Origin of the sequence: Sodalis sp. RH20 (assembly GCF_047324205.1) — a bacterium.
GTDB lineage: Bacteria > Pseudomonadota > Gammaproteobacteria > Enterobacterales > Enterobacteriaceae > Acerihabitans.
Genome location: NZ_CP178733.1, coordinates 5,849,310 through 5,864,092 on the forward strand (window position 1 = coordinate 5,849,310; position 14,783 = coordinate 5,864,092).

Consider the following 14,783-nt stretch of genomic DNA (forward strand, 5'->3'; position numbering starts at 1 on the left):
TCCGGATGGGTGGCAATATATTACCGTCAATAAAGCGCGTTGCCGGCTGTGCCGGCCTTGCCCGCGCGGCTTTTTTAACCCCGCGTCTTCAGATTATCCTGGCGACGGGCAATTGCCCCCAGCGCGTGGTATAAGCCGGCGATAGCATCTCGCGCTTCATCGCCCAGGCGGGGGCGATGCCCTGGCCCGCAAACCCGATATGGCCGATACCGGTCTGGTTGATGCGGTCGAGCACCGCCATCAGCTCACGGCTGGACGGACGGGGAGGATGGTCGTCAAACAGCTGGAACTGGGCCTGGCGGGTGGGAGAAAAATCATTCAGCATTACCCCCGCCTTGGCGTAACGGGGGCCGTCGCGCCAGATGCGCTCCAGGCCGCGCACGGCGGCCGCCATAATATCCCGGGTATCCTGGGTGGCGGTGAGCAGCGTTTCGCTGGCGCCGTTGGCATAATAAGGCTCATTGATGGCGTAGGGGGATGAGCGGATAAATACCGCTATCTGGCGGCAATACTGTTTTTCCTGGCGCAGTTTTTCCGCCGCGCGCCCGGCGTAGCGGCAGACCGCCTGGCGCATGGCGGCAAGATCGGTGACCCGGCCGCCAAACGAGCGGCTGCAGACGATCTGCTGCTTGGCCGGCGGCTGCTGCTCCAGACTGAGGCAGGATTCGCCGCGCAGCTCCCGTACCGTGCGCTCCAGCACCACGCCGAAGGTTTTGCGGATAAAATGGATATTGGCGTCGGCCAGCTGCAGCGTGGTTTGCATGCCCATGGCGGTGAGTTTTTTGCCGATACGCCGCCCAACGCCCCACACATCCTCAACCGGCGTCAACGCCATCAGCCTGCGCAGCCGGATCGGATCGTCAAGCGCCACCACGCCGCCGGTGGCCGGCCACCGCTTGGCCGCATGATTGCACAGTTTGGCCAGGGTTTTGGTGCGGGCAATGCCTACCCCCACCGTCAATCCGGTCACCTCCCGCACCGCCGCCCGCACCTGCTGGCCGAACCGATCGTAGGGCACGCTGGCATTTATGCCGGCGACATCCATCCAGGCTTCGTCGATGGAGTACACCTCGGTACGGGGCGCCAGGGCTTCAAGCGTCGCCATCACCCGCGCCGACATATCGGCGTACAGGGCGTAGTTCGAGGAAAACACGGCGATGCGCTGCCGGCGCAATAACGCTTCCAGTTGAAAATAGGGCAGGCCCATTTTCACCCCGAGTTTTTTCGCCTCCGCCGATCGGGCAATCACGCAGCCGTCGTTATTGCTCAGCACCACGATCGGCACGCCGCGCAGATCCGGACGGAACAGGCCTTCGCATGAGGCGTAGAAGCTGTTGACGTCGGCCAGGGCAAACATGATCAATTGCGGGTGTCGTGAACGGCGAACAGCACCACGCCGAAGATTTCCAGCGTGTCGGGGTCGGGAAACAGTTCGGGGAACGCCGGATTCATCGGCTGCAGCGCCAGGCGCGGCCGCAGGCAGAGCCGTTTGACGGTAAATTCGCCGTCGACGGCGGCAATGACGATATCGCCGTGGCCGGCTTTTTCCGCCCGGTCCACCACCAGCAGATCGCCGTCGCCGATACCCGCGTCGGTCATGGAATCGCCGCTGGCGCGGACAAAATAGGTGGCGCTGGGATGGCGGATACAGTATTCGTTCAGGTCGAGGGTCTTTTCGACATAATCCTGGGCCGGCGAGGGAAAACCCGCCCGGCACCGGTCGGCGAACAGCGGCAGGGACAGCACCGGCAACAGGCCGGCGGGCGCAAAAAATGTCGTGATAATCTTCATGCTGATAAATCCATTAATACTGTTTATGTGTCCAGTATAAATAAATCAGGCGGTTTGAAAAGACGCCGAAGCGGGACAGCGGCCTAAAAAGCGATTAGCTGGCTGATAAATAAGGATCAAAAAATTTAACCGGCAGTGCATGGGCGTTATCTCGCTCATGTATATAATTTATATAGCTAATTATTAGTTAGGATATGTTATTGGTTTCATGCGGCAACCTTATGTTGCCCCAGGGCGCGGGCGCGGGAAAAACACCGCCATACGGATAACCTATCTCTGCGCGCCAGCCAGATCAAAAATGACTGCATTACTATTTCGCTTGCCGCCCCGCCGCTCTTTCTTCTGCCCCTGCTCAGCCCGCGCAATGCCTGCTACGGGCCTTGGCGGGATACTTGCGCCCGGCGCCGGACGCGTCCGCAGCCGGTCAAGAAATAAGATTTGCTTATTTTACTGCAATTCGCCGCCTGTTATCAGACGTTCAGGGCATTTAAGCGGCGGATGTTGCGGTAGACAAATGGTATACAAATAGAATACAAAATGAGGGCAGGGTAAAAATCATGCAGTACGGAGGCAATAATGAAAGCAACGGAATTAACCCCACCGCACGATCAATCGTTAACGCAAAATGCCTTTGACGCCGTGCTGCGCATGATCCAGGCCGGCGCCCTGGCCAATGGCGACGTGGTAAACGAACGCCGGCTGGCGGAACAGCTGGGCCTGTCGCGTACGCCGGTGCGCGAGGCGCTCGGCCGGTTGGAAGGCAGCCATTATCTGCGCCGATCGGGGCGGACGCTGCTGGTTAACGGCGTGGAATTAAGCGAAATTTTAGAAATCATGTCGGTGCGCATGCTGCTGGAAGCCGACGCCGCCCGCAGCGCCGCCGGCAAGATGTCGGCGGCGAAGCTGGGCGCCATCCGCCAGCGGCTGATGGCGATGGCCGGTCCCGATCAGGTTACGGCCGGCCATCATTGGGAAGTCGACGACTTCCTGCATCTCAGTATCGCCGAGACCAGCGGCAATAAGCTCTTGCTGCGCCTGATAGGCGAGCTGCGCACCCGCACCCGGATGTTTGGCAAAGAGACCGTGCCCTCGCGTTTTGAACCGGGGCGCAACGAGCACCTGGCGATCGTCGACGCCATTGAGGCGGGCGACGGCGAGCGGGCGGCGCAGGCGATGGTGCGGCATATCGAGGGCGCGCGCAACGCCATATTCCAGTCGGTCACCGGCGGCGGTTCGCGCTAACTACCGGCCGCCGACAGCGGTCCGTTAACGAATATCAGGAGGGCCCAATGGGTCGCAAGCGTCTGCTGTATCTTCACAACGGTCAATCGCAACAGACGATCGCCCGCCTGGACGATCGTTTTGAGTCATGGGGGCTGGAGGTTGACCGCCACTGGGCCTACCAGAACCAATTTCCGGCCGACCTGACCGGTTATGACGGCATTTTTCTTTCAGGCAGTCCGCACGGCGCTTATGAAGATATTCCCTTTATCCACCGTGAACACCAGTTGATCACGCAAGCCGCCGGCCTGGGCATCCCCATGCTGGGGATCTGTTTCGGTAGCCAGATCCTCGCCTCGGCGTTGTGCGGGCGGGATCAGGTGTTCCGGCGCCCCACGTGCGAAATCGGCAATAAATGGCTGCAGGCGACACCCGCGGCCGCCGGCGATGCCATCGCCTCCGGCATCGTGCCGCAGGTGTATATGTTTGTCTGGCACAACGATGAAGTGCGCGCCACCCATCCCGACATGACCATCCTCGCGGCCAGCGATCAATGCCCCAACCAAATTTGGCGTTATAAAGATCAGCCAATCTGGGGTATCCAGGGCCATCCGGAAATTACGCTGCGGCAGGCGCCGCTGTGGTTTGAGCAAAACCGCGCCACCATGGAGCGCGACGGGGCGGATATCGGGCATCTTATCGCTACCGCCGACGAAGCCGCGGCGGCCAAATCCATGCTGACCCGCTTTGCGGCGTTTATCGCAAGCTAACGGCTTATCGCCCGGCGCGGGGCAGGGTTTCGTGCCGGGAACGATGTTTCCAGTGATGAAGGGAGAGAAGTGATGACAAGATTGCGCATAAAACTGCTCGGCGCGTTTGCCGCCGCCACGGTCGTTGCCGCGTCGGCGCTGCCGTTAAACGCCGCCGCAGCCGATGAAATGACGTTTGCCAGTTGGGGCGGCGCATACCAGGATGGCATTCGCGCGGCCTGGATGAAACCTTTTACCCAGGAAACCGGCATTGAGGTTATCGAGGATACCAATCCGGTTATCGCGCGTATCAAGGCGATGGTGGATACCCATAAAGTCGAGTGGGACGTGGTGACCGCCGGCGGCGCCAGCCTGATGCAGGGGGCGAAAAGCGGCCTGTTTGAAAAAATCACGCCGGATATGGTCGATGAAAGCAATGTGCTGCCCCAGGCCCGCAACGACTACGGCGTACCGTCGGAAATCTTTTCCACGGTAATCGGCTATTCGACCAAGGCTTTCCCCAACGGCGGACCGAAAACGTTCTCCGACTTCTGGGACGTGAAGAAATTCCCCGGTAAGCGCACGCTGCCGGATAAGCCGGACACCGTGCTGGAAGCGGCGCTGCTGGCCGACGGCGTCGCGCCCGCCGATGTGTATAAAACCCTTGATACTCCCGCCGGCATGGAGCGCGCGTTGAATAAGATCCGCCAGATCAAGCCCTATGTCGCCATGTGGTGGTCATCTGGCGCGCAGCCGGTACAGGCGCTGGGCAGCGGCGAAGTGGTCATGGCGCTGGGCTGGAACGGCCGTTTCCAGGCGGGCATTGACGACGGTCTGCCGATTGCCATGGCCTGGGATCAATCAGTGGCCCAGGTAGGCTATTTTATGATTGTCAAAGACGCCCCCAACAAGGCGCAGGCAGTTAAATTCCTCAACTACATCATTCGCCCGGAGGTGCAGGCGCGTTTCAGCCAATATGTGGCCTACGGTCCGGTAACGCCTAAGTCAATCCCGCTGATTGATAAATCGCGCCTGGGGCGGCTGCCCTCGACGCCTGAACGCCTGGCCAATGCGTTGTTTATGAATATCGACTGGTGGGCGGCCCATTCCCTGGCGGCGGGTGAAGCCTACAACACCGCCATGCAACAGTAATTCACAAATAGGGTATCAATGATGGTGGAAACCAATTACTGGTTTGAAAAAGCGGAATATGACCAACGCCTGGCGCGGGTGCGGCAACAACTGGTGGCAAAAGGCTATGATGCCCTGCTGGCGTTTATGCCGGAAAGCGTAACCTGGCTGACGGGATTCTTTACCCGCGCCTACTCGTCGTTCCAGTTTGCCATTATTCCGGCGAACGGCGATCCGACGGTGATTTGCCGTGACGTGGAAGCATATTATCTCGACAGCACCTGCCTGTTCCCCGATCGGGAGATGTGGAGCGACAGCGACGATAAAACCGCCGTCGCGGTGCAGGCGATTCGCTCGCGGCTCGGCAGTTCGCCCCGGCTGGCGGTGGAAATGGGGGCATGGCCGCTGTCGGTGGCGCGGTTTAACGGCCTCCGGGCCGGCCTGCCGGATGCGCTGATGCTCGATGAAAGCCAATTGGTTACGGAGATGCGCTTTATTAAGTCCCCGGCGGAAATCAGCTATCAACGCAGGGCGGCGCGGGCGGCCGAGGCCGGCATGGCGGCGGCGATCGGGGCGGCCAGGCCCGGCGTCAGCGAACGGGACATGGCGGCGGAAATCTGTAGCGCCATGATCCGCGCCGGCAGTGATTTGCCGGGGCCGGGGGTCATGTCGTCGGGGGAGCGTGCTTACCATTTGCACGGCGGTTACAGCGATCGGGTGCTGGCGCACGGCGATATCGTACAGATTGAAACCACGCCCAACGTACGGCATTACCATGCGCGCTTTATGCGCCCGATCCGCGTCGGCCAGGCCAGCGATGAGGACCGCCGCACGGTGGAGCAGTTGATTGCCATACAGGATGCGGCGCTGGCGGAAGTGCGGCCCGGCGTGGCGGCCACCGTGCCGGACGCGGTCTATCGCGAGGGCGTGCTGGCGGCGGGACTGCGCGAGACCTACACCAATAAAACCTTCTATTCGGTCGGCCTGCTGCTGGCGCCGAGCGGCGGCGAGCCGCTGGAAGCGGCGCCGGGCTGCGCCTGGCATTTTGTCCCGGGCATGACGTTTCATACCTATGTACTGGCGCGTGGTTTCGGCATGTCCGAAACCATCGCGATTACCGACAGCGGCTATGAGCGGTTAACCCAGTTCCCGCGCCAGTTGTTTATCAGTTAGCGCAGCCGGGCGCAGGCCTGTTTAATGCGTTCGCAGGCTTCAGACAGGCGTTGGTCGTCGAGGGCATAGGCGATGCGGATATAGGGCGACATGCCGAATGCCGCGCCTTGCAGCGTCGCCACCCGGGCGCTGCGCGCCAGATAGTCGGCCACGTCGCCATCGGTTGCCAGCAAAGCGCCGTCGGGCGCGCGTTTACCCAGCAGTCCGCAGCAGCAGGCAAAGACATAGAAGGCGCCGGGGGGAGTTTGGGCGCTGAGTCCCTCCACCTGGTCAATCATCGCCATGACTATCGCCCGCCGCGCCGCAAGCCGGGCCAGCCAGCCGGCGGTAAAATCGTCGGGCGCGGTCAGCGCGGTCAGCGCCGCCGCCTGGGATACCGAACTGGGATTGGAGGTGCTCTGCGATTGCAACACCTGCATGGCGGTAATCAGCCAGCCCGGCCCGCCTGCATAGCCCAGCCGCCAGCCGGTCATGGAGAACCCTTTTGATAACCCGTTAACCGTCAGCGTCCGATCCCGCAGGCGCGGCTCAACCGCCGCCAGCGTGGCAAACGGCTCGTCCTGGTGGCGCAGGCGTTCGTAGATATCATCAGATAGCACCAGTACCTGCGGCGCATCGACCAGCACGGCGGCCAGCGCCGCCAGTTCCTGATGGCAATAGACCGCCCCGGTGGGGTTGTTGGGGGAGTTGAGCACCAGCCAGCGGGTGCGCGGGGTAATGGCCGCCCTCAGATCCTCGGGCTGTAGCTTCCAGCCCGACGCTTCGCTACAGGCCACTATTCGCGTCTCGCCCTCGGCCAGCGCCACCATATCCGGATAGGAGACCCAATAGGGCGCCGGAATAATCACTTCATCTCCCGGCGACAGGGTGGCCATAAAGGCGTTGAAAATAAGCTGCTTGGCGCCGGTGCCGGCGATGATCTCCGCCGGCCGGTAGGATAGCCCGTTATCTCGTTGGAACTTATCGGCGATCGCCTGCCTCAGCGCCAATGTGCCGGCCACGGCGGTATATTTGGTGTCGCCGTGCACTATGGCATCGATCCCGGCTTGGCCGATGGCCGGCGGCGTGGCGAAATCCAGCTCGCCCAGGCCCAGGTTTATTACATCAAGGCCCGCTTCCTCCATGGCGCGCACGGTATCGGCTATGGCCCCGGTTGGCGAGGGGCGTACGCGTTTCATACGCCGGGCAATAAATTTTTCTGACATGTCATCCCCTTGAATAATGTGGTGCCATTAAGGTTTCTGGGCGGCGATAAAGGCCTTATCCTTTGCCCCGTTGCACCCGCCTGGGGCCTGATGCCCCATAAACGAACGCCGCCGGCTGGCGCAGGCCCCGTCTGTACCGATATCTATGCAGCTTAGAAATACCCGTACCGCCATGATATGCGGGGCGATGTTCGCTCTGCGCGCGCCGACGGGGCCGGGGAAGAATGAAATTTTTCCGACGCTGCATTTCGGGTCTGCTTCTTGCATAAGATTTCAGCGTTACTCTTGGTATACCAGAAGTATGCAAAAAGAATGCCGGACGAGGCCTTCCCCGGCAAGCATGCGCCGGCGCGGTCAAGGTTGCGTGCAAGCTGCGGAGGCAAAGTGAAAACATCATTCCTATCATGGATCAACGCGGCCGACGCTTATCGTCAAAACCGCAGTCAGCCCCAGGCTGGCGGCGGTCTGCGCAAGTTCGGCCCCATGGAGAATCTATGTCGACCATAACACTGAGCGCGGCAGGCCGGGACAAGGAGACGCGGCGTTTTTCCCGCCTGTGCCTGCTGGCCCTGCCGCTGCTGGTTTTCCTGGCGCTGTTTTTTATCTGGCCGATTCTGGGCCTGCTTAAACAGGGCTTGTACAGCCAGGGCGCGCTGTCGGCGGATAATTATCTGCGCCTGCTGCAGGTGCCGATCTACCGCATCGTGCTGCAAAACACCTTTGTCATCGCCACCGTGGTGACCGGCAGCTGCGTGATCATGAGTTATCCGCTGGCTTACCTGATGGCATCGGTCAGGCCGGCGCTGTCGAAACTGCTGTTTTTTGCCGTGCTGCTGCCATTCTGGTCCAGCGCGCTGGTGCGCACATCGGCCTGGATCGCGCTGTTGCAGCAAAACGGGCCGCTGAATACGCTGCTTATCACCACCAGCCTTATCGATCATCCGATCGCCTTTCTCTATAACTTTACCGGTGTGCTGATCGGCATGACCCATGTACTGATGCCGTTCGTGGTATTACCGCTGTACGCTTCGTTCCGGGCGCTGGATAACTCGCTTATCCTGGCGGCCCAAGGCATGGGCGCCGATTCTATCGGCATATTCACCCGGGTGATTTTGCCGCTGACGCGCCCCGGCATGGTGGCGGGAGCCATTATCGTGTTTATGAACGCGGTGGGGTACTACATCACGCCTTCGCTGATGGGCGGCCCGGCGCAGCGCATGATTGCCGAGCTTATCTCGCACAATATCAGCGATGAGCTGAACTGGGGCATCGCCGCCGCGCTGGCGGGAGTATTGCTGGTGACCACGCTGTTCGCGCTGTGGCTGTTCAATCGCCTGTTCGGACTGGATAAACTCATGAGCGGCCAGGCGGGCAAGGGCAGCCAGATGAGCAGCGCCCGGCGGACGGGCGGCGGACGTATCGGCGCGCTGGCGGGCGTATTGTGCGCGGCGTTCCTGCTGTTGCCGATCCTGGTGGTGATCCCGATGAGCTTCGGCACCGGCAGCTTTCCGACCTTTCCGCCGCCGGAATACGGCGTCCGCTGGTATCGCAATTTCTTCCAGGATCCCAAATGGATGGCCGCGCTATGGCAAAGCGTCAAGGTCGGCGCGATGGTCACCGCCGCCTCGATGGCGCTGGGGGCCGCCGCCGCGCTGGGCGTCTATAAGATGCGCCCGGGCCGTAAAGGCTTGCTGGAAACGTTGTTTATTATCCCGATGTCGGTGCCGGCGATTATCACCGCCGTGGCGCTGTATTATCTGTGTGGTCCGCGCGGCTTGATCAGTAACTCGGTGGCGCTGGTTATCGGCCATACGGTGCTGGCCACCCCCTATGTCTATATTACCCTGCGCGCGGCGCTGCAAAGCTTTGATCCCAACCTGGAGCTGGCGGCGCTCAGCCTGGGCGCGAGTTGGCCGCGGATGTTCCGGCGGGTGATGCTGCCGGCCCTGCTGCCGGGCATCATCGGCGGGGCGGTGTTTGCGTTTATTACCTCGTTCGACGATGTGGTGATGGCGCTGTTCCTGACAACCCTGCGCAACCGCACGCTGCCAAAACTGATGTATGAGGGCTTGTCATTTGACTTCGACCCGACGGTCATTTCCGCGTCCTGCGTGCTGATCGCCGCCACCGCGCTGATTTTAATCGCCCACAGCCTGTTCGGTCGCCATGGAGAAAAGCATGCAACAGCTACAAGGTAAAGACGTCGCACTCAAGGGGATCCGCAAAACCTACGGTGGCGTCATTGCCCTGCCGAACGTGGACCTTGCGGTGCGGCGCGGCGAGTTTTGCACCTTACTGGGCGCCTCAGGCTCCGGCAAGACCACCTTACTGAAAATTATCGCCGGGTTTGAAATGCCGGATCGCGGCAGCGTGCACATCGCCGGAAAAAATGTCAGCAGCACGCCGATTGCCGATCGCAATATCGGCATGGTATTCCAGAACTACGCGCTGTTTCCGCATATGTCGGTGTTTGAAAATGTCGCCTTTCCGCTGCGCATGCGGCGCATGGCCAAAGCGGATATAGAACGCAAGGTGGCGGAGGCCCTGGCGCTGGTCAGCCTTGACGAGTACCGCGCGCGCATGCCGGGGGAACTGTCCGGCGGCCAGCAGCAGCGCACCGCGCTGGCGCGGGCGCTGGTATTCAATCCGGATATCCTGCTGATGGATGAGCCGCTGGGGGCGCTGGATAAAAACCTGCGCCAGACCATACAGCTGCAGATTAAACAACTGCACCGGGAACTGGGCCTGACCGTGGTGTTTGTCACCCACGATCAGGAGGAGGCGATGAATCTCTCCGATACCATCGTGATCATGGAAAACGGCGGCATTGTGGAGTCCGGCGCGCCGGAAACCTTGTACCGCCGGCCGGGCAGTCCTTTTGTCGCCGGATTTCTGGGGGAATGTAATTTTATCCAACAGGACGGCGGCGCCCGACTTGGCATCCGCCCGGAACATCTGCTGGTGGGCGACCCGGGCCGCCGGGCGGCGGTGCGCCACCGGGGCGAAATTCAGGCGGCGACCTTTTGCGGCATGCACTGGAAGCTGTTTATCGCCTCGCTGGGACAAACCATTATCGCCTATGCGCCGCCGGATATCCCAACCCTTGAGCGTACGCCCGGTCACATCGTCGACTGGGGGTTCCAGCCGGGGGACGCCATGGTATTTCACCAGGACCCGCGTGCCTGAGGGACCGCCCTCCGCCGCCGCGTCCTGGCGGACGAGACACATTTTATTCAGCAAGGTAGGGTAGATATGACCGATAAACTCAATGAACAGGCGCGCGGCGTCTATATCATTTCAGCCACCCCCTTTACCGATGACGGCGGGCTGGATTTGGACAGCGCCGATCGCCTGACCGATTTTTATTTGCAGCAGGGCGTCAGCGGTATCACCATTCTCGGCATGATGGGGGAGGCGCCCAAGCTGACGGACGACGAATCGCTGCTGTTTATGCGCCGGGTGCTGACGCGTGTCAATGGGCGGGTGCCGGTGGTGGTCGGCGTCAGCCACGCGTCCCACCGTCACGTACAGCGGCTAAGCCATACCGCCATGGAGCTGGGCGCCGCCGGCGTGATGCTGGCGCCGGTGGCCAATCTTAAAACCGACGATCAAATAAGCCAATATTATTTGACGGTGGCGGGATTGCTGGGGGGCGATGTGCCCATCTGCCTGCAGGATTTTCCCCAGTCCACCGGCGTGCATACGTCGGTGGCGGTTATCCTTCGCTTGATTGAGGCGCTGCCGCAGTTGGTGATGCTGAAACATGAAGATTTGCCGGGATTGCGCAAGCTGAGCCAGGTACGGGGGCAAAGCGCGGCGCGCGGCCTGCGGCGCATCAGTATCCTGGCCGGCAACGGCGGTCTGTTTTTACCGCAGGAAATGCGGCGCGGCGCGGACGGGGCGATGACCGGATTCGCCTATCCGGAAATGCTGGTGCGGGTCTGCGCGCTGTTCCAGGCAGGCAGGGCCGAGCAGGCCGAGGATGTATTTGATGTCTATCTGCCGCTGCTGCGCCACGAATTCCAGTACGGCATCGGCCTGGCGCTGCGCAAGGAAACACTGCGCCGCCGGGGGGTGATCCGCAGTGCGGCGGTGCGGCAACCCGGCCCGGTGCTGGACGGTGACGATATGCGCGAACTGGGGCAGTTAATCGCACGACTTGAAACGCGATTACGCGAACATAGCACGGCGGATAGCTGAGCCGCGGCGCAAAATAGGCTAGGCTATCTTGCATCGGATCGTTAATTCTTTATCCCGACCCGGGATTGAAGACTTTGTTACAGGACGCTAGCTATGACTTTATCCACCGTTCCCGCCACCATGCAAGCCGTCAGGATTAAACAACCCGGCGGCCCCGAACAACTGATTGCGGCCGAGCTGCCGGTACCCCGTCCCGGTCCCGGCTACCTGCTGGTCAAGGTTGCCGCGGCGGGCGTTAACCGTCCCGACGTGTTGCAGCGTAAAGGCAGTTATCCGCCGCCCGCGGGCGCCTCCGAGCTGCCGGGGCTTGAGTTCGCGGGGGTCGTGGCGGCGCTGGGCGACGGCGCCGGGCGTTTTGCCGTTGGCGACGAGGTGTGCGGCCTGGTGGCCGGCGGCGGTTACGCCGAATATTGCGTGGTGCATGAAAGCAACGCGCTGCCGGTGCCGCAGGGCCTGTCGCTGCTGGAGGCCGCGGCGCTGCCGGAGACCTTTTTCACCGTCTGGGTTAACGTTTTCCAGCGCGGTAAGCTGAAAGCAGGGGAGATCCTGCTGGTGCACGGCGGCACCTCCGGTATCGGCACCGTCGCCATTATGCTGGCGAAGGCCTTTGGCGCCACGGTGCTGACCACCGTCGGCTCCGAAGAGAAATGCGCGGCGGCGCGCAAGCTGGGCGCCGATCATGCCATTAACTACCGTACCGAGGATTTTGTCGCACAGACGGAACGACTGACCGGCGGGCATGGCGCGGATGTGATTGTCGATCTGATTGCCGGCGACTATGTGGCGCGTAACTATGCGGCGGCGGCGATGGACGGGCGCATTGTGCAAATCGGCGTACAGGATGGCCCGGCAAAAGAGCTCAATCTGATGAAGATGCTGGCCAAGCGCCTGATCCATACCGGCTCGACGCTGCGGCCGCGTCCGGTGGCGGACAAGGCCGCCATTGCCGCCGACTTGCAGCAGCAGGTTTGGCCGCTGCTGGCGGCGGGTAAGATCCGGCCGCTGATCGAACGGGCTTTTCCGTTGCGCCAGGCCGCCGAGGCCCATGCGCTGATGGAAGGGAGCACCCATATCGGTAAAATCATGCTGGTAACCGACGCCTATGCGGATTTACTGGACGGCAACGGCTGACCGGCGGCCGTTTTTTTCGCCCGGCGGGATTCACCTTGCCGGCTTCATCTTTACTTATCGCCGCCGGCGCTTCATTATCGCGGGAGATACGGGGCGGCAGCGATATGGGCAGGGGATGGACAGGATACTGAAAACCGGGGCGTTCGCCCTGGGATTGTATAGCGCGTTGAGCTATGCGACGCCAAAAGACGAACAGATCAAAACCGATTGCGCGCGCCTTGACGACTATGCCCAGGCGGGCAATACGGCTTATCAGCAGGGCCATATGGCGCGCGCGGCGGATGAGTTTACCGCCCAGGCCGCCTGGAGTGAATTTTGCCGTTTGCCCGCCGCGGCCATCGCGACCGCCTATAACAACGTGGCGCTGGCGCTGATCCACGCCGGCGAGCCGTTAAAGGCCGCGGCGTGGCTTTCCCTGGCGCCGGATGACGACAAAACCCGCACCAACCTGGCGCTGATCCAGCCGGTGCTTGACCGCCTGCGCCCGGCACTGGCCGCCACCCCCATGGGCACCTACTGGCGCTACGCCGGTAAAGGGGTATGGAGCACCGTTTCGGTACAGCCCGAGGGCGAGGCGTGGAAAATCAGCTTTAACGGCTTTTATATGCCGGTGATGGGGATGTACTACGGCCCGAATATGGGCGAGTTTTCGGTGGTGCAATCACTTGACGGCGGCCATGGCGTTTATCGCCAGGACGCGCAGGCAGACGGGTCATCCTGTCAGGTCAACATGACCTTTACGGCTAATGCGGCGCACCTGGAGACCGTCTCGGGCGACTGCGGGTTCGGCATGAACGTGCGGGCGGACGGCGATTTTCAGCGGGTCTCGCTCTACTGAGCACACAGCGGTATTGGCGCCGGCCGCGGCGCGTGTTATTTTAACAATATTATAACGATTAGCCCGGCAATAACATTACGGCCCTTTGGCCGCGCCCCTCTTTTCCCTACCGTACCGTCCTCATTATCGCTACATAACCTTTCCGGCCCGCGGGCGGGATGATGTATAGGAGTCTGTTATGCCTGTTGCTCTTCTGGCCCTGGCGCTGAGCGCGTTCGCCATCGGGACGACTGAATTCGTCATTATGGGCCTGTTGCCGCAAGTGGCGGAAAGCCTGGCGGTATCGCTGCCGGACGCCGGCTGGCTTATCAGCGGTTACGCCATCGGCGTGGCGGCGGGTGCGCCCATCATGGCGATGCTGACCGCCCGGCTGCCACGCAAAACCTGCCTGGCGCTGCTGATGGTGATATTTATTATCGGCAATGCCCTGTGCGCCTGGTCCTACGATTACGGTCTGCTGATGCTGGCCAGGGTGATCACGGCGCTGAGCCACGGCGCCTTTTTTGGCATCGGCGCGGTGGTGGCCGCCGGGCTGGTGCCGCCGCACCGGCGGGCGTCGGCGGTGGCGCTGATGTTTACCGGTTTGACGCTTGCCAATGTGCTGGGGGTGCCCGCCGGCACCTGGCTTGGGCAGCTGTACGGCTGGCGCGCGACGTTCTGGGGCGTCTCGCTCCTGGGCATCGTGGGATTTGTCGCCCTGCTGGCCAGCCTGCCGCCGCAGCGCGATGCGGCGCCCGCCGACCTGGCCCGGGAATTCGCCGCGCTGCGCAATGGCCGCCTGCTACTGTCGCTGCTGATGACGGTGTGTTTCGCCGCCGCCATGTTTACGCTGTTCAGCTATATTGCGCCGCTGTTGCTGCAGGTGACCGGAGTCAGCGATCGGGGGGTCAGCTGGACGCTGTTTTTAATCGGTGCGGGTTTAACGCTGGGCAACCTGATTGGCGGCCGTCTGGCCGACTGGCGGGTCTCCTTCAGCCTGATACTGAGTTTTGCCCTGATCGCGGTGTTCTCGGTGATGTTTTACTGGACCAGCCGCGCGCTGCTGCCGGCGGAAATCACCCTGTTCTTTTGGGCGCTGGCCACCTTCAGCACCATCCCGGCGCTGCAGATTAACGTGGTGGCGCACGGCGACGACGCGCCCAACCTGGTATCGACGCTGAATATCTCCGCGTTCAATATCGGCAATGCGTTTGGCGCCTGGGCCGGCGGCAAGGTGATCGCCACCGGCCTGGGACTGACCGCGGTGCCGCTGGCCGCGGCGGCGATGGCGCTGTGCGGGCTGCTGGTGTGCCTGCTGACCTTCGCTCGTTCTCCCGGCCGGCCGGTGGCCGCATAACGTGGCCG

13 protein-coding genes are annotated in these 14,783 nt (G+C 61.9%); 10 read left to right on the forward strand and 3 right to left on the reverse strand.

Features of this window, described 5'->3' with window-relative positions; all coding sequences use genetic code 11:
* Positions 1-88: 88 nt before the first annotated feature.
* Positions 89-1,357 carry a translesion error-prone DNA polymerase V subunit UmuC gene (umuC, locus tag ACL2XM_RS26750; RefSeq protein ID WP_413732008.1) on the reverse strand — a complete coding sequence of 423 codons (1,269 nt, stop codon included), beginning with the start codon at positions 1,355-1,357 and terminating at the stop codon, positions 89-91.
* Positions 1,358-1,359: 2 nt separating this feature from the next.
* Positions 1,360-1,791 (reverse strand): translesion error-prone DNA polymerase V autoproteolytic subunit, encoded by a 432-nt coding sequence (gene umuD, locus ACL2XM_RS26755; RefSeq protein WP_410013648.1) that lies wholly within the window; start codon positions 1,789-1,791, stop codon positions 1,360-1,362.
* A gap of 576 nt (positions 1,792-2,367) precedes the next feature.
* On the opposite strand from umuD, the gene ACL2XM_RS26760 reads away from it, so the two are divergent.
* From ACL2XM_RS26760 to ACL2XM_RS26775, 4 genes are all read left to right on the forward strand, one after another.
* Positions 2,368-3,033: a GntR family transcriptional regulator gene (locus tag ACL2XM_RS26760; RefSeq protein WP_413721367.1), complete on the forward strand. Its 666-nt coding sequence runs from the start codon at positions 2,368-2,370 to the stop codon at positions 3,031-3,033.
* Between the two features lie 47 nt (positions 3,034-3,080).
* Entirely contained in the window at positions 3,081-3,782 is a 702-nt protein-coding gene (locus ACL2XM_RS26765) for a type 1 glutamine amidotransferase (protein WP_413721366.1), read from the forward strand.
* A 72-nt stretch (positions 3,783-3,854) separates the two neighbouring features.
* Entirely contained in the window at positions 3,855-4,913 is a 1,059-nt protein-coding gene (locus ACL2XM_RS26770) for an ABC transporter substrate-binding protein (protein WP_410013651.1), read from the forward strand.
* Between the two features lie 18 nt (positions 4,914-4,931).
* Positions 4,932-6,065 carry a M24 family metallopeptidase gene (locus ACL2XM_RS26775; protein WP_413732010.1) on the forward strand — a complete coding sequence of 378 codons (1,134 nt, stop codon included), beginning with the start codon at positions 4,932-4,934 and terminating at the stop codon, positions 6,063-6,065.
* Here the strand turns inward: ACL2XM_RS26775 and ACL2XM_RS26780 are convergent.
* Positions 6,062-7,270 carry a pyridoxal phosphate-dependent aminotransferase gene (locus ACL2XM_RS26780; protein ID WP_413732011.1) on the reverse strand — a complete coding sequence of 403 codons (1,209 nt, stop codon included), beginning with the start codon at positions 7,268-7,270 and terminating at the stop codon, positions 6,062-6,064. The two genes, ACL2XM_RS26775 and ACL2XM_RS26780, sit on opposite strands and share 4 nt — an antisense overlap.
* A 494-nt stretch (positions 7,271-7,764) precedes the next feature.
* On the opposite strand from ACL2XM_RS26780, the gene ACL2XM_RS26785 reads away from it, so the two are divergent.
* The 6 genes from ACL2XM_RS26785 (at position 7,765) to ACL2XM_RS26810 (ending at position 14,775) form a co-directional block, all read left to right on the forward strand.
* Positions 7,765-9,468, forward strand: a complete 1,704-nt coding sequence (locus ACL2XM_RS26785) for an ABC transporter permease subunit (protein ID WP_413721362.1) — start codon at positions 7,765-7,767, stop codon at positions 9,466-9,468.
* A complete protein-coding gene (locus ACL2XM_RS26790) occupies positions 9,449-10,456 on the forward strand; it encodes an ABC transporter ATP-binding protein (RefSeq protein WP_413721361.1) in 1,008 nt (335 codons plus the stop codon). The genes ACL2XM_RS26785 and ACL2XM_RS26790 overlap by 20 nt, the downstream gene beginning before the upstream one ends.
* Before the next feature lie 66 nt (positions 10,457-10,522).
* Positions 10,523-11,470 carry a dihydrodipicolinate synthase family protein gene (locus tag ACL2XM_RS26795; RefSeq protein ID WP_413732013.1) on the forward strand — a complete coding sequence of 316 codons (948 nt, stop codon included), beginning with the start codon at positions 10,523-10,525 and terminating at the stop codon, positions 11,468-11,470.
* 93 nt (positions 11,471-11,563) lie between these two features.
* Positions 11,564-12,601, forward strand: a complete 1,038-nt coding sequence (locus ACL2XM_RS26800; protein WP_413721359.1) for an NAD(P)H-quinone oxidoreductase — start codon at positions 11,564-11,566, stop codon at positions 12,599-12,601.
* Positions 12,602-12,716: 115 nt separating this feature from the next.
* The gene (locus ACL2XM_RS26805) at positions 12,717-13,439 is read left to right on the forward strand and encodes a tetratricopeptide repeat protein (protein ID WP_413721358.1); all 723 of its coding nucleotides are present in this window, start codon (positions 12,717-12,719) and stop codon (positions 13,437-13,439) included.
* Positions 13,440-13,617: 178 nt separating this feature from the next.
* Complete coding sequence (locus tag ACL2XM_RS26810; protein ID WP_410013659.1) at positions 13,618-14,775, forward strand: MFS transporter; 1,158 nt, start codon at positions 13,618-13,620, stop codon at positions 14,773-14,775.
* Positions 14,776-14,783 lie beyond the last annotated feature (8 nt).

Bases quoted from the DNA above. Each gene is read 5' to 3' on its own strand.
- umuC (WP_413732008.1), bottom strand. From the start codon at position 1,357: ATGTTTGCCCTGGCCGACGTCAACAGCTTCTACGCCTCATGCGAAGGC.
- umuD (WP_410013648.1), bottom strand. From the start codon at position 1,791: ATGAAGATTATCACGACATTTTTTGCGCCCGCCGGCCTGTTGCCGGTG.
- ACL2XM_RS26760 (WP_413721367.1), top strand. From the start codon at position 2,368: ATGAAAGCAACGGAATTAACCCCACCGCACGATCAATCGTTAACGCAA.
- ACL2XM_RS26765 (WP_413721366.1), top strand. From the start codon at position 3,081: ATGGGTCGCAAGCGTCTGCTGTATCTTCACAACGGTCAATCGCAACAG.
- ACL2XM_RS26770 (WP_410013651.1), top strand. From the start codon at position 3,855: ATGACAAGATTGCGCATAAAACTGCTCGGCGCGTTTGCCGCCGCCACG.
- ACL2XM_RS26775 (WP_413732010.1), top strand. From the start codon at position 4,932: ATGATGGTGGAAACCAATTACTGGTTTGAAAAAGCGGAATATGACCAA.
- ACL2XM_RS26780 (WP_413732011.1), bottom strand. From the start codon at position 7,270: ATGTCAGAAAAATTTATTGCCCGGCGTATGAAACGCGTACGCCCCTCG.
- ACL2XM_RS26785 (WP_413721362.1), top strand. From the start codon at position 7,765: ATGTCGACCATAACACTGAGCGCGGCAGGCCGGGACAAGGAGACGCGG.
- ACL2XM_RS26790 (WP_413721361.1), top strand. From the start codon at position 9,449: ATGCAACAGCTACAAGGTAAAGACGTCGCACTCAAGGGGATCCGCAAA.
- ACL2XM_RS26795 (WP_413732013.1), top strand. From the start codon at position 10,523: ATGACCGATAAACTCAATGAACAGGCGCGCGGCGTCTATATCATTTCA.
- ACL2XM_RS26800 (WP_413721359.1), top strand. From the start codon at position 11,564: ATGACTTTATCCACCGTTCCCGCCACCATGCAAGCCGTCAGGATTAAA.
- ACL2XM_RS26805 (WP_413721358.1), top strand. From the start codon at position 12,717: ATGGACAGGATACTGAAAACCGGGGCGTTCGCCCTGGGATTGTATAGC.
- ACL2XM_RS26810 (WP_410013659.1), top strand. From the start codon at position 13,618: ATGCCTGTTGCTCTTCTGGCCCTGGCGCTGAGCGCGTTCGCCATCGGG.